12 protein-coding genes are annotated in these 14213 nt (G+C 68.4%); all 12 read right to left on the bottom strand.

What is annotated here, in order from left to right; genetic code table 11:
* Nucleotides 1-7: 7 nt before the first annotated feature.
* The 12 genes from aroB to DYE07_RS01045 all read right to left on the bottom strand — a co-directional run bounded on the left by aroB (nucleotide 8) and on the right by DYE07_RS01045 (nucleotide 14168).
* Nucleotides 8-1072: a 3-dehydroquinate synthase gene (gene aroB, locus DYE07_RS01100; RefSeq protein ID WP_115296146.1), complete on the bottom strand. Its 1065-nt coding sequence runs from the start codon at nucleotides 1070-1072 to the stop codon at nucleotides 8-10.
* Complete coding sequence (locus tag DYE07_RS01095; RefSeq protein ID WP_006943742.1) at nucleotides 1069-1752, bottom strand: shikimate kinase; 684 nt, start codon at nucleotides 1750-1752, stop codon at nucleotides 1069-1071. The genes aroB and DYE07_RS01095 overlap by 4 nt, the downstream gene beginning before the upstream one ends.
* Nucleotides 1749-2975 carry a chorismate synthase gene (aroC, locus tag DYE07_RS01090; protein ID WP_115297043.1) on the bottom strand — a complete coding sequence of 409 codons (1227 nt, stop codon included), beginning with the start codon at nucleotides 2973-2975 and terminating at the stop codon, nucleotides 1749-1751. Before aroC ends, DYE07_RS01095 begins: the two co-directional genes overlap by 4 nt.
* An 8-nt stretch (nucleotides 2976-2983) precedes the next feature.
* Nucleotides 2984-3823, bottom strand: coding sequence for a shikimate dehydrogenase (locus DYE07_RS01085; RefSeq protein ID WP_115297042.1), 840 nt, complete (start codon nucleotides 3821-3823; stop codon nucleotides 2984-2986).
* Nucleotides 3823-5088 carry an endolytic transglycosylase MltG gene (mltG, locus tag DYE07_RS01080; protein ID WP_006943867.1) on the bottom strand — a complete coding sequence of 422 codons (1266 nt, stop codon included), beginning with the start codon at nucleotides 5086-5088 and terminating at the stop codon, nucleotides 3823-3825. Before mltG ends, DYE07_RS01085 begins: the two co-directional genes overlap by 1 nt.
* Nucleotides 5081-5593 (bottom strand): Holliday junction resolvase RuvX, encoded by a 513-nt coding sequence (ruvX, locus tag DYE07_RS01075; RefSeq protein ID WP_062258133.1) that lies wholly within the window; start codon nucleotides 5591-5593, stop codon nucleotides 5081-5083. Before ruvX ends, mltG begins: the two co-directional genes overlap by 8 nt.
* 18 nt (nucleotides 5594-5611) lie before the next feature.
* Complete coding sequence (alaS, locus tag DYE07_RS01070; protein WP_115296145.1) at nucleotides 5612-8326, bottom strand: alanine--tRNA ligase; 2715 nt, start codon at nucleotides 8324-8326, stop codon at nucleotides 5612-5614.
* Nucleotides 8327-8426: 100 nt separating this feature from the next.
* Entirely contained in the window at nucleotides 8427-8801 is a 375-nt protein-coding gene (locus DYE07_RS01065; RefSeq protein WP_237723733.1) for a DUF948 domain-containing protein, read from the bottom strand.
* 112 nt (nucleotides 8802-8913) lie between these two features.
* Nucleotides 8914-9987 carry an ABC transporter ATP-binding protein gene (locus DYE07_RS01060; RefSeq protein ID WP_115296144.1) on the bottom strand — a complete coding sequence of 358 codons (1074 nt, stop codon included), beginning with the start codon at nucleotides 9985-9987 and terminating at the stop codon, nucleotides 8914-8916.
* Nucleotides 9988-9989: 2 nt separating this feature from the next.
* A complete protein-coding gene (locus DYE07_RS01055) occupies nucleotides 9990-11294 on the bottom strand; it encodes an ABC transporter ATP-binding protein (protein WP_115296143.1) in 1305 nt (434 codons plus the stop codon).
* An 11-nt stretch (nucleotides 11295-11305) separates the two neighbouring features.
* Entirely contained in the window at nucleotides 11306-12322 is a 1017-nt protein-coding gene (locus DYE07_RS01050; protein WP_115296142.1) for an ABC transporter permease, read from the bottom strand.
* 127 nt (nucleotides 12323-12449) lie between these two features.
* A complete protein-coding gene (locus tag DYE07_RS01045) occupies nucleotides 12450-14168 on the bottom strand; it encodes an ABC transporter substrate-binding protein (protein WP_237723734.1) in 1719 nt (572 codons plus the stop codon).
* Nucleotides 14169-14213 lie beyond the last annotated feature (45 nt).

The following is a 14213-nucleotide window of genomic DNA, read 5'->3' as shown; positions in this document are numbered from 1 at the left end:
GCGCGTCTCAGCCAGTCACCGCGTCGAAGGCTGCACGCAGCTGCTCGCGCGTCGGGCCTTCGAGGCGGTGGACGTCGCCGATGCCGTGCAGGACGACGAAGCGCAGCGTCGTGCCGCGCGTCTTCTTGTCACGCCCCATGACGGTGAGCATCTCGTCGAAGTCACCGCCCGCGTACGTCGTCGGCAGCCCGAGCGAGGTGATGACGGCGCGCTGCCGCTCCACATCGTTGCGCCTGAGCACGCCTGCCGCGAAGGCCAGTTCGGCGGCGAACACGCAGCCGACGGCGACGGCGTCACCGTGTCGCCAGGTGTAGTTCTCGAGCTGCTCGATGGCGTGCGCGAATGTGTGGCCGTAGTTGAGGATCTCGCGCAGGTTCGATTCCTTGAGGTCGGCCGCCACGACCGAGGCCTTGACGCTGATGGCCCGCTCGACGAGTTCCACGAGCTGCGGGCTCGTCACGTCGAGGCACGCAGCCGGGTCGGCCTCGACGAGTTCGAGGATCCGTTCGTCGCGGATGAAACCGCACTTGACGACCTCTGCGAGCCCGGCCGCGACGTCGGGTTCGGGTAGCGTCCGCACCGTGGCGAGGTCGGCGAACACGGCGAGCGGCTCGTGGAACGCGCCGACGAGGTTCTTGCCCTCGGCGATGTTGATGCCGGTCTTGCCGCCGACCGCCGCGTCGACCATCGCGAGCACCGTCGTCGGCACCTGGATGACGCCCACGCCGCGCAGCCACGACGCGGCAACCCAGCCGGCGAGGTCGGTCACCGCTCCCCCGCCGACGCCGACGACGACGTCGGTGCGCGTGAAGCCGGCTCGCGCCATGACGCCCCACAGGCGTGCGCTCACCTCGATCGTCTTGGCAGCCTCGCCGTCGGGCACGACCTCGCGCACGACGTCGATGCCGCGGCCACGCAGCGCTTCTTCGACGCGGTCGGCAATCGCCGTCACCGCCGCCTGCTCGACGATCAGTGCCCGCGCCACCCCGGCCGGGACGGCGCCCGCGAGGTCTTGCAGCACCCCCTCGCCGATGTGCACGGCATACGCGGTTCCCACACTGATGATGCTCATGGCGTCTCTCCTTCGTCGCGGCGCGTCCGGCCGCCTCGTGTGGCCCCGAGGATGCGTCGTCGCGCGATCGTCGCCGCCACCGAAGACGGCAACGGGCGCTTTCCACCGGTCGAGACGGGTGTCTCGCGCTCGGCCGCGACGAGCGCCTCGATGATGCGCGTGGCCGACGCACCCGTCGTCCCGCGCGAGGTGTCGACGGTGACCGTCGCGACCTCCTCGTACAGCCGTCGGCGTTCGGCGAAGATGCGCCGCCACGTGTCGATGCCACCGTTCGCGAGGATCGGGCGCGTCACGTCGCCGCGGATGCGGTAGCCGGCGTTGCGTTCGTCGACGGTCAGGTAGACGACGGTGTGCTCGCGCAGCGCCGCCCGCGTCGAGTCGTCGAGCACCGCCCCGCCACCGAGCGCGAGGACTCCGTCGAATGTGCCGAGCTGCTCGGTGATGACGTCGCGCTCGACCTCGCGGAACGCGGCCTCGCCGTGCGTCGCGAAGTAGTCACTGATCGAGCAGCCGAGGCGTTCGACGATGAGCGCGTCGCTGTCGCGCAGTTCGACGCCCCAGCGCGCCGCGAGGGAGCGCCCGACGGACGACTTGCCGGACGCCATCGGCCCGACGAGCACGGCGCGGGGACGCGGGTGGTGGCGCTCGGCGTCAGCCGCAGGCGTCGCTGGCGCGCTCACTCCCACGTCGTGAGCAGATCGGGGATGTTGGCGAGGTAGCTCTCGAGGTTGCGCCGCGTCTCGGCGACCGAGTCTCCACCGAACTTCTCGACGCACGCCTCGGCGAGTACGAGCGCGACCATCGCCTCCGCGACGACGCCAGCCGCCGGAACGGCGCAGACGTCGGAACGCTGGTGGATCGCCGTCGCGGCCTCACCCGTCGCGACGTCGACGGTCGCGAGCGCCCGCGGCACCGTCGAGATGGGCTTCATCGCGGCGCGCACCCGCAGCACGTCACCGGTCGACATGCCGCCCTCGGTGCCACCGGCACGGTTCGACTGGCGACGGATGACGCCGTCGACACCGCGCACCATCTCGTCGTGAGCGGCCGAACCGCGGCGCGCGGCCGTCGTGAACCCGTCACCGATCTCGACACCCTTGATCGCCTGGATGCCCATCATCGCGGCGGCGAGGCGCGCGTCGAGGCGGCGGTCCCAATGTACGTGCGAGCCGAGGCCCGGGGGCAGACCGTAGGCGCAGACCTCGACGACGCCGCCGAGCGTGTCGCCCGCCTTCTTCGCCGCGTCGATCTCGGCGACCATGCGCGCCGAGCCGTCGGCGTCGAGGGTGCGCACGGGGTCGGCGTCGAGGGCCGCGACGTCGTCGGGGTGCGGCAGCGGTGAGTCGTCGGCGACGGCGGCCGTCCCGACGGCGACGGTGTGCGAGACGAGCCGGATGCCGTAGGCCTGCTCGAGGAAGCGCGCGGCGACCTCACCGAGGGCGACGCGCGCCGCGGTCTCGCGCGCGGAGGCGCGTTCGAGGACGGGGCGGGCGTCGGCGAAGCCGTACTTCTGCATGCCGACGAGGTCGGCGTGGCCGGGGCGCGGGCGCGTCAACGGCTTGTTGCGCGCGATCTCCTTCTCGGCGTTGACGTCGTTCGACGCCTCGTACGCGGATGCCTCGACCGGATCGGACGACATGACGGTCTCCCATTTCGGCCATTCGCTGTTGCCGATCTGCAGCGCGAGCGGCGAACCGAGCGTCACGCCGTGACGCAGGCCGCCGACGAACGTCACGACGTCCTGCTCGAACTTCATGCGGGCGCCGCGCCCGTAGCCGAGGCGACGGCGCGCGAGAGCGTCGGAGATGTTCTGCGACGTCACCTCGACGCCGGCGGGCAGCCCCTCGATGACGCCCATGAGGGCCGGGCCGTGCGATTCACCTGCGGTCAACCAACGAAGCATGCGGCCGATCATTTCACGGCGGCGCGCCCGGCCTCCATCATGTCCGCGATGGGGGCAGCGTGGCCGGTGAACAGCTCGAACTGTGCCGCGGCCTGGTGCACGAGCATGTCGAGGCCGCTGACGACGGTCGCACCGCGCGCACTCATCGTGCGGGCGAATGCCGTCGGCCAGTCGGCGTAGACGACGTCGAGGACGAACGGCCCGCCGGCCGCGCCGATGCGCAACGACGGGGCGTCGACGACGCGCGCAGCGAGGGCGTCCGCGCCCCCGGCCGGGGACGTCTGGACGACGAGCAGCGCCATGCCGACCGCCCACGCCGCGTCCTCGTCGTCCTCGCGCACGACGCGGGTGCTCATGCCCAGCGAGCGCGCCAGTGCCAGCGTCTCGGGGCGCGCCTGCTCGCGCACGACAAACATCACCTCGCGCACGCCGAGACGCGACAGAGCGGCGACGACGGAACGTGCCGTCGCGCCCGAGCCGATGACGACGGCGCCCCGGCCACCCGCGCACCCGGCGGCGCGCAGGGCTTCGACGACGCCGTGGACGTCGGTGTTGTCGGCGAACCAACCACCCTCACGCCGCACGAGCGTGTTGGCCGCGCCGACGTCACCAGCGAGCGCCGACGCCTCGTCAGCCACAGCCAACGCCGCTTCCTTGCACGGCATCGTCACCGACAGTCCGACGACATCGTGGTCGAGCCTGGCCACGAATGCGCGCACCTCATCAGCGACGACCTCGGCACGTGCGTACGACCAGTCGTCCAGGCCCGCCGCTCGATACCCCGCCTCGTGCAGCGTAGGCGAGAGCGAATGGTCGATCGGCGAGCCGACGACGAGTGCGCGGGGCATCAGCAGCCGCGTCCGGGGTTCGCCTTGCACCAGGCCCGGAACTTCTTCTCGTTCTCGAGCTGCTGGTCGTAGGTGTCCGCGAACAGCGTCTCGCCCGTGTCGAGGTTGACGGCGACGAAGTACTTCCACGTGCCCGGCGTCGGGTTCGCGGCGGCCTTGATCGCGTCGAGACCGGGGCTGTTGTACGGCGTCGGCGGCAGACCCGCGTGCACGTACGAGTTGTACGGGCTCGGGTTGGCGCGGTCGGCGTCGGTCGTCGTCACCGTGCCGCGCTTGTGGATGACGTAGTGGACGCTCGAGTCCATCTGCAGTTTCATCCCGCTCGACAGGCGGTTGTCGATGACGCGGGCCACCTTGCCGTCGTTCGCCGCGTTGGGCGACTCGGCCTGCACGATGCTGGCCTTCGTCAGCACCTTCTGGATCTGGTCGGCCGGGATGTTGAGCGAGTTGATCTGCTCCTTGGTGTTCGTCACCATCGTCTGCAGCTGCTGCTTCGCCGACATCGACTTGTCGAAGTCGTACGTCGAGGGGAACAGCCAGCCCTCGAGCTTGCCGTTCATCGTGCTCGGCAGGCCGAGCTGCGCGGGCGTCACGGCCTCGTACTCACTGACGGGGTGGCCGGTGCCCTTCGACAGCTTCGCGAAGATCTCGCTCTGCCACAGGCCCTCTTGGATGACGATGCCGCCGCCGACGCGGTTCTTCGGGTCCTGCAGCGCGGAGAGCGCCGAATCGGCGCTCTGCTTCTTCCTGAGTTTGTAGACGCCGGGCGTCAGGTTGACGTTCGGTGACGCCGCCATCGCCTCGACGAAGGCCGACGTCGACTTCGTCACCCCGGCCGCGACGAGGGCTGAACCGATCGTGCTGCCCGCGTCACCCTTGTTGATCTTGACCTCGGCGGTCTCGTTCTCCCCCGTGCCCGAGTAGTCGCCCCCTGAGCTGCTGAACGACGGCAGGCTCAGCCCCAGGGTGCGCCACGCGAAGGATCCGGCGGCGACGACGAGGACGAGCGCGAGCGCCAGGGTCACGAGACCGCGGCGCTTGTTCGGGTTGTAGTCGACCTCGCTGGCGCCGGCTGGGCGGAGAGCCTGGGCCTCGCGTTGCGCATCAGCGCGGGCGCGATGTTCGCGTCGCGACTGCAGCCGTCGCGCCTGTGGCAGCTCTGCCCGAGTGGGTGCGCTGCGTTCGCCGTCACGACGGACGCTCTGGCTGGGGTCGACCTCGTCGTTGCCGCTCCCGAAGAGACGCTCGCGGGGAGAATCAGGCATCGTGGGTGTCACCTTCGCTTGTCCGTCGTCGCGCACGGGGCTTGCGGCCCCCCACCTCGAGGCCGGGCGGCCTTCCGGTGCCACGCTCGGTCTCGAGTGCGGCCTGCAGGATGAGCACGGCGGCCTGCTGGTCGACGTGCTGCCTGTGCTTGCGCCCGGCCACCCCACTGGCGTGGAGCGATTGGTGCGCGGACACAGATGTTAGACGCTCATCGACGAGAATGACGCGAAGCGCGGGCCGAAGACGCTTCAGCGTGTTGGCCCAGGCGCGAGCGGCCTGTGTCGACGCGGTGTCCTCACCCTTCATGTTGAGGGGCAGGCCGACGACGACCTCGAGGGCACGAGCGTCGTCCGCGAGCTCGGCCACGCGCTGCACATCCTTGTCGCTCGCGCTCGCGCGCGCGAGGGTCTCGACGGGCGTCGCCATGATGCCGTCAGGGTCGCTGACGGCGACGCCGACACGCACGGTGCCGACGTCGACGCCCAACCTGATCCCCTCACGCATCACGAGCCAGCCGCACCTTCAGTTCGTGACCGTGCGGCCGACGGTGTGCTCGACCTCGGCGATCGCGGCGCCGAGCTTCGAGGCGTCCTGGCCACCACCCTGTGCGAGGTCCGGCTTGCCGCCGCCACCACCACCGAGCACGCCGGCCGCGACCTTGACGAGGTCACCGGCCTTGACACGCCACTCGCGTGCCGGCGCGTTCGTCGCGATGACGATGACGGGGCGGCCCTTGCTCACGCCGCCGACTGCGACGACGCTCGGCGTCGCGTCGCCGAGCTTGGCGCGCAGGTCCGTCGCCATCGCCCGGGCCGCGTCGGCGTCTATCGCGTCGTCGTGATGACCGATGAAGCGCACCCCGAAGACGTCCTTCGCCTGCTCGACGAGGGAGCCGGCCGCAGCGGCCATCTGCTGCTGCTTGAGGCGCGAGAGCTCGCGCTCGGCGTCCTTGATGCGCGTCAGCATCTCGGAGATCTTGTCCTTGAGCTCACCCGGCTGCGCCTTCGTCATCGACGTGAGGTCGGCGACGAGGGCGCGCTCCTTCGCGAGGTAGCGCATCGCGTCGATCCCGACGAACGCCTCGAGACGGCGCACGCCCGAACCGACGGACGACTCGCCGGTGAGCGTGAGCGCACCGATCTGCGAGCTGTGCGCGACGTGCGTGCCACCACAGAGCTCTCGCGACCAGGGGCCGCCGATCTCGATGACGCGCACCTGCTCGTCGTAGGTCTCGCCGAACAGGGCGATCGCGCCCCACTCCTTTGCCTCGGGCAGCGTCATGTACTGCGCGGCGACGGGTAGGTCACGACGCAGGGCGAGGTTGGAGACCTCCTCGATCTCGCTGCGCGCCTCGGGCGACAGGGCCGAGTTCCACGCGAAGTCGAGACGCAGGTAACCGGGCTTGTTGTACGAGCCGCTCTGCAGCGCCGACGGGCCGAGCACCTCGCGCAGCGCGGCGTGGACGACGTGCGTGCCCGAGTGCGCCTGGCAGGCGGAGATGCGCCATTCGGGGTCGACCTGCGTGTGCACGCCCTCGCCGACGCGGACGGGCCCGTCGAGCACCTCGACCGTGTGCGCGATGAGGCCCTTGACCGGGCGCTGCACATCGACGACCTTGAGGCGACCGGCGGGCGTGACGATGATGCCTTCGTCAGCGATCTGACCACCGGATTCGGCGTAGAACGACGTGCGGTCGAGCACGACCTGGCCGCTCTGACCCGGCTCGAGCTGTTCGACGGCCGAGCCGTTCGCGACGAGGCCGCGCACGCTCGCCTCGGCCTGCAGCGTCTCATAGGCGAGGAACTCGGTGGCCCCGGCCTCGCGCAGCTGCGTCCAGACGGCGACGTCACCGTGGCCGGCCTTCTTCGCCTTGGCGTCGGCCTTGGCGCGCTGACGCTGCTCGTCCATGAGGCGACGGAAACCGGCCTCGTCGACGCTGACTCCCTGCTCGGCCGCCATCTCGAGGGTGAGGTCGATCGGGAAGCCGTACGTATCGTGGAGGCTGAACGCCTGGTCGCCGGTGAGGACGGGCTTGTCGCCGCCCGCCTGCTGGTCCGTCGTCTGCTTCGCCTTCGCGACCGCGGTGTCGAGGATCGTCGTACCAGCGACGAGGGTGCGGCGGAATGCCTCCTCCTCGGCGTACGCGATCTGCGAGATGCGCGCGAAGTCGGTCTTGAGCTCGGGGTACGACTGCGACATCCGCTCCATCGAGATCGGGACCAGGTGCGGCAGTGCGGGGTCGGCGTAGCCGAGCAGGCGCATCGCGCGCACCGCGCGGCGCAGCATGCGGCGCAGGACGTAGCCGCGGCCCTCGTTGCCCGGCGTCACGCCGTCACCGATGAGCATGAGCGAGCTGCGCACGTGGTCGGCGACGACGCGCAGGTGGACGTCGTCGGGGTGGCTGCTCGCGGCCGACTGGCCCGAGTTCGCGCCGTAACGCTTGCCCGTCATCTCGGCGGCCATGTCGAGGACGGGGTAGACCTCGTCGATCTCGTAGAGGTTGTCGACGCCCTGCAGCACCGACGCCATGCGCTCCAGGCCCATGCCGGTGTCGATGTTGCGGCGCGGCAGTTCGCCGGCGACGTCGAAGTCGGCCTTGCTGCGCACGGCCGAGAGCTCGTACTGCATGAAGACGAGGTTCCAGATCTCCATGTAGCGGTCCTCGTCGACCGCCGGGCCACCCTCGACGCCGTACTCGGCGCCGCGGTCGAAGAAGATCTCCGAGCACGGCCCGCCCGGGCCGGGCACGCCCATGCTCCAGTAGTTGTCGTTGGCGTCGCGGCGCGTGATGCGCGCGGCGTCGACGCCGATGACGTCCTTCCAGATCGCGTAGGCCTCGTCGTCGCTCTCGAACACCGTCGGCCACAGCCGGTCGGCGTCGAGGCCGTACCCGCCCTGGCTCTGGTGCGTCGTGAGCAGCTCCCACGCGAACTTGATCGCGTCTTCCTTGAAGTAGTCGCCGAAGCTGAAGTTGCCGTTCATCTGGAAGAACGTGCCGTGACGGCTCGTCTTGCCGACCTCTTCGATGTCACCCGTGCGCACGCACTTCTGCACGCTGGTGGCGCGCGTGAACGTCGACGTCGCCTGACCCAGGAAGTACGGCTTGAACGGCACCATGCCGGCGTTGACGAAGAGCAGGTTCGGGTCGTCGTAGATGAGCGGTGCGCTCGGGACGACCGTGTGGCCCTTGCCTTCGAAGAACTGCAGCCAGCGGCGCCTGATCTCGGCGGTTTCCATCAATCGCCCTCATTCGTGAGAAGTCGTACGGGTGTGCGCCGCCCATCATCCCACGAGTGCCGCGCGTCGCCGAACCCTGCGCCCGGGCGCTTCCGGCGGCTCAGCGCGCCTTCGTCACCCCGCCCGTGCGCCCGCTCACCGCCGTCTTGATCGTGTACCCGACCGAGGCGACCTTGAGCATCGGCCGGCCCACCGTCGCGACCGTCAACGACGTCAGGGCGTTGAGGTTGTTCGTCATCGTCGCGAGGTTCGCGGTGATCGCGTCGAGACGTTCGACCTGCGCGTTGGCCGCCGTCACCGTCGAGGTCATCTCGGTGATGAGCGGCAACGTCTCGTCGCTCACCTTGCGCACCGCGGCGCTCGCCTCGTCGAGCACGGCTCCGGCCTTGCCGATGACGCTGCCGAGGCGCCACACGAGCACGGCGAACGCGACGGCCGCGATGAATCCGGCGATCTGCCCGAGCGTCAGGTCCACGTCATCTCCTTCTCCGGCGGCGCTTGCCGCGCCGTCACCAGATTACGGGGTGCACACGGCCGTCAGGCCCGCCCCGGTGTGGGACGGGCCTGACGGCTTCGAGCGGGTGACGTCACACGACGTCGGCGCGCACCTCCGGGAAGTGGCACGCGACGCGGTGGCCGGGCGCGACCTCGACGGGCTCGGGCACGACCTGAGCGCACAGATCCTGCGCCTTCGGGCAGCGCGTGCGGAACACGCAACCCGACGGCGGGTTCTGCGGGCTCGGCAGGTCGCCCTTGAGCAGGATGCGCTCGCGCTTGCCCTTGAGCGTCGGGTCCGGGATCGGCACGGCCGACAGCAGCGCGTGCGTGTACGGGTGCTGTGGGCGCTCGTACAGCGTGTCCCGGTCGGCGTCCTCCATGACCTTGCCGAGGTACATGACGACGACACGGTCGGAGATGTGACGCACGACGGACAGGTCGTGGGCGACGAACACGTACGCCATCTTGTCGCTGTCCTGGATCTCCTCGAGCAGGTTGACGACCTGCGCCTGGATCGACACGTCGAGCGCCGAGACCGGCTCGTCGCAGACGATGACCTGCGGCTTGAGGGCGATCGCACGCGCGACACCGATGCGCTGACGCTGACCACCGGAGAACTCGTGCGGGTAGCGGTTGTAGTGCTCGGGGTTGAGCCCCACGCGCGCCATGAGCTCCTGCACCGCGTTCTTCACGCCGCCCTCGGGCTTGACGCCCTGGATCTCGAACGGCGCCGAGATGATCTTGCCGACGGTGTGACGCGGGTTGAGCGAGCCGTGCGGGTCCTGGAACACCATCTGCAGCTCACGACGAATGCGCCGCAGGTCGCCGCCCTTGAAGTCGGTGATGTCCTCACCGGCGAACTCGATCCGGCCGCCCGTGGGCTCGAGGAGCTTGAGCATCGTGCGACCGGCGGTCGACTTGCCACAGCCCGACTCACCGACGAGGCCGACCGTCTCACCGCGGTGGACGACGAGGTCGATGCCGTCGACGGCCTTGACGGGGTTGTCGGGGCGCCGGATGAGGCCCGCCTTCTTCTGCGGGAAGTGCTTCTGCAGCCCGGTGACGCGCAGCACCTCGTCTCCGGCGGCGACCTGGGTCGCGCCGGCGAGAGCGTCCTCCGGTCCCGGTGTCACGCTCGTCGCGCGCGTGTCTGCGTTGGTCATGCTCAATCTCCAACCTTGGTCGCGCCGTGCGAGTCAACTGATCCTGCAATGACGCCCTGCGCCGTGCCGGTGGTCGTCGCGTCGGCGCCGTCGATCGTGCGGGTCTGCGCGGGCTTCATGTGCTCGGCCTTCTGCTCTGCGGTCAGGAAGCAGCGTGCTTCCTGGTCGCCGAAGTGGCGCAGATCGGGCATCTCGGTGTCGCAGCGATCGCCCGGCACGAGGTGCTTGAACGCGCAACGCGGCGCGAACGAGCAGCCCTTCGGCAGGTTGATGAGCGACGGCGGGTTGCCGGGGATGGGGTCGAGCTGCTCGCGACGTGCCTCGTCGAGACGGGGCATCGAGTTGAGCAGACCCACGGTGTACGGGTGCTGCGGCGTCGCGAACGTGTCGTAGACGTCGCCCTTCTCGACCGGACGGCCGGCGTACATGACGAGCAGGTCGTCCGCGACGTCGGCGACGACGCCGAGGTCGTGGGTGATGATGATGATCGCCGACTTGAACTCCTGCTGCAGGTCGAGCATGAGGTCGAGGATCTGTGCCTGCACCGTCACGTCGAGTGCCGTGGTCGGCTCGTCGGCGATGAGCAGCTTCGGGTCGTTGACGAGCGCCATGGCCGTCATCGCGCGCTGACGCATACCGCCCGAGAACTCGTGGGGGTACTGATCGACTCGCTTCTGCGGCGACGGGATACCGACGCGGGCGAGCATGTCGATCGTGTGCTCACGCGCTTCCTTCTTCGACGCCTTGGGGTGGTGCACCTTGTAGGCCTCGATGATCTGTGCGCCCACCGTGTAGTACGGGTGAAGCGCCGACAGCGGGTCCTGGAAGATCATCGCCATCTTGCGCCCGCGCAGCTCGCGCATGCGGTCTTCCTTGATGGTGAGCAGGTCGTCACCGTCGAAGTCGATCGCGCCGGAGATCTGGGCGTTCGTGTCGCGGTTGAGGCCCATGATCGTCGTCGACGTCACCGACTTGCCGGATCCCGACTCACCGACGATGCCGAGCGTCTGACCTTCGTAGAGGTCGAAGCTCACGCCGTCGACCGACTTGACGATGCCGTCATCGGTCGGCCAGTGCACCTTGAGGTCGCGCACCGACAGCAGCGGCGTGCCACTCTTGTCGATCTGCTTCTTGCCGGGCTTGGCGTCGCTGTCCGTGAACGTCTCGCGGCCCACGCCATGGCCCGCGCCGTGCCCGGGGATCTTCGCGGACGCGGCGGCGACGGCGTCGCCGGCCTTGTCCACGAGCGCTTCGGCCTTCTCGCCGACGACGGAGTCGTCGACCTTCTTCTTGAGCTTGTCGAACATGATGTCTCTCCTCAGGCCAGCTTCACGCGCGGGTCGACCACGGCGTAGAGGCAGTCGACGACGATGTTGGCCACGATGACGAGCGCGGACAGGACAACGACGATCCCGACGTTGGTCGGCAGGTCCGGGGTCCGGGTCGACGTGACCGCCAACTTGCCCAGACCGTCGTAGTTGAACACCGACTCCGTGATCGGGGCGCCGCCGACGAGCACGGCGAAGTCGATTCCTGCCATCGTCATGATCGGCGTGATGGCCGCCCGCATCGTGTGCTTCCACAGTGTCTTGCCCTTGGACAGACCCTTGGCCTTGGCGGTGCGCAGGTAGTCCTCGCTCATCGTCTCGAGTACGTAGGCGCGGGTCATGCGGACGTATCCGGCGGCTGTGAACAACGCAAGCGTCAGTGCCGGCATGAACAGACCGGCCAGCCAGCCGCCGATACCTCCGTCGGCGATGGTCGAGTACTTGGGCACTTCCACCCAGCCCCAGTCGATCGCGACGAACTGGTACAGCAGAGAGCCGATGGCGAACGTGGGTAGGGCATAGAAGATCAGCGCAGTTCCGACCAAAGCCTTGTCGAGAATCCCTCCTCGACTCAACGCGGCGAGGATACCGAACCCCACCCCCAGGATGAGTGTGAGGGCGAAGGCGACGAGAGCGATCGAGAAGCTGACGGGGAAGGATTGCTTGATCTCGTCGGTCACGTTCGCGGACTGCAGCGGTGAGTATCCCAGGCACGGGGCGTCGCAGTGATAGGCGAGCTCAGGGGCGCTCTTGCGCAGGGACTCGTCCTCCGGGAAGTCGCGGCCGGCCACGACCCCCTTGACGAAATTTCCCCACTGCACGATGACGGGCTTGTCGTAGCCAAGAGCCTTGCGGTTCTGCTCGATGAGCGCCGGGGAACAGTTCTTGCCACAGGTCTGGGCGGCCGGGTCCTTGCCGGCGGAGAAAAAGAGCACGAACGTCGCGAGGGTCACGACGAGCAGCATGATCAGACCCGAGAAGAGTCGGCGAATGACGTAGGCAACCATGAGCTTCCGCCCTTGCGGGCAGTCCTCTCGAACGGGGAACGGGGTGGGTTCGGTGTCGGCCGCGAGGACCGGGTGACCGGCGGGGCGTCTGTGGACGCCCCGCCGGTCAAGGTGTCAAGGCGTCCGATTACTTCTTGACGCCGATTCCGGCCAGGTCCGGGTACATCGAGGTGCCGGCACCGTTGATGTAGTTCGTGACCTTGGAACCGCGCAGGTAGTAGAACTTCTGCGAATCGAGCGGGATGTAGGCGACCTCTTCACCGAGCTTGGCGTCGATCTTCTTGTAGATCTCGGCTGCCGCGTCGATGGACGTGGCCTTCGAGGCCTCGTCGATCATCTTGTTGACCTCGTCCGACTTGTAGTTGCCGTAGTCGGAACCGTTGGACTTCGACGTCAGGTTGACGCGGCTGTCGAACAGCGCCGGGATCACGGTGCTGGCGGACGGCCAGTCAGCACCCCAGCCGGCCCAGTAGACGTCGCCGTCGGAGTTGGGGTCGCGGATGACGTCGTAGTAGGTGTCCGTCAGACCGTTGAGCTTCACCGTGAAGCCGGCCTTCTGCCAGCCGTCAGCGATAGCGGCCGCCTGCTTGTCCGCCAGCGGGGTACCACCACGGTAGGTGAACTTGATCGTCGGGTTCGTCTGGCCGGCCTCCTTGAGGAGCTTCTTGGCCTCCTCGATGTTGCCACCTGTGCCGTACTTGAACGCCGGGTTCTTGACGTAGGCCGTCGTGAGCGCCGGGTTGATGATCGAGTCGGCGTTCGCGTATGCCGTCTTGCCACCGCCGGCGGTGATCCAGGCGTCCTGGTTCGTCGCGGCGAGCAGAGCCTGACGGACCTTCTGGTTCGTCATCTTCTTGAAGTTCGGCACGAGGTAGTCGATGTACGGCGACTGGACGTTCGACGAACGCTCCTTGACGGCACCCGTGATCTGGCCGTACAGCTGCGGCTGGATGCTGCTGGTCGTGATGGCCGTCTGGTCGTCACCGCGGTCGGCGATGAGACGCTGGTTGATCTTGACCGGGTCGATGCCCTCCTGGAAGACGATCTTGTCCGGCAGCGCCTTGCGCACGTTGTCCGTCTTGGCGTCCCACTGGTCGTTACGGACGAAGGTGCCACCCTGGCTCTTCTTCCAGCTGCCCTGCAGCTTGTACGGACCGCTGGAGAACGCCGTGAGGTTGCTCTTGTCGCCCTTGTCCTGGTCCTTGCGGAACGGGTCGTAGGCACGCAGGGAAGCAATGGCGAGGGGGAAGTCAGGCCATGCCTTGTTGAACTTGTAGGTGATCGTCTTGCCATCGCACTTGACGGCCTTGTCGAACGCGTCCTTGTTGTGGTTCTTGTACGGGCCGTCGTAGATCGGCAGGCCGTCCTTCTGCGGGATGTCGAGGTACGACAGGGCGTACGACGGGCCACCCGTGATGACGTCCGTGGCAAAGGTACGCGAGATGCCGTACTTGAGGTCATCACACGTGATGTCCTTGCCGTCCTGCCACTTGACGCCGTCCTTCAGCGTGAAGCTCCACTGCTTGCCGCCGTCCGACATCTTGCCCGTGTCGGTGGCGAGGTCGGCAACGGGCTTGTCGCCCTGCGCCTTGTCCGTCGTGGCCGGCATCGTGACGAGCGAACGCGACCACAGGCGGCCCCAGTTCGAGATGTCACGCCCGATGTAGACGCGCTGGGGGTCGAGGTTCTCCGCACCGGCCTTCGACAGGTAGTTCAGCGTGCCACCGGAGTCCTTGCCCCCGGAGCCGCCGGAGCCACCCTTGTCGCTGGAGCCGCCGCCACAGGCAGCGAGGCTGATAGAGCCAGCCATCGCCACGGCGAGGATGGAAGCCGACTTCTTGTTCATCGTCATCTCCTTGATGAAAGAAGGATCCGCCGAGGCGATCCAACC

It is taken from the genome of Dermacoccus nishinomiyaensis, assembly GCF_900447535.1.
Classification (GTDB): Bacteria; Actinomycetota; Actinomycetes; order Actinomycetales; family Dermatophilaceae; genus Dermacoccus; species Dermacoccus nishinomiyaensis.
The sequence above is the reverse complement of the archived record's forward strand: the minus strand, read 5'-3'. Positions and strand labels throughout refer to the sequence as shown.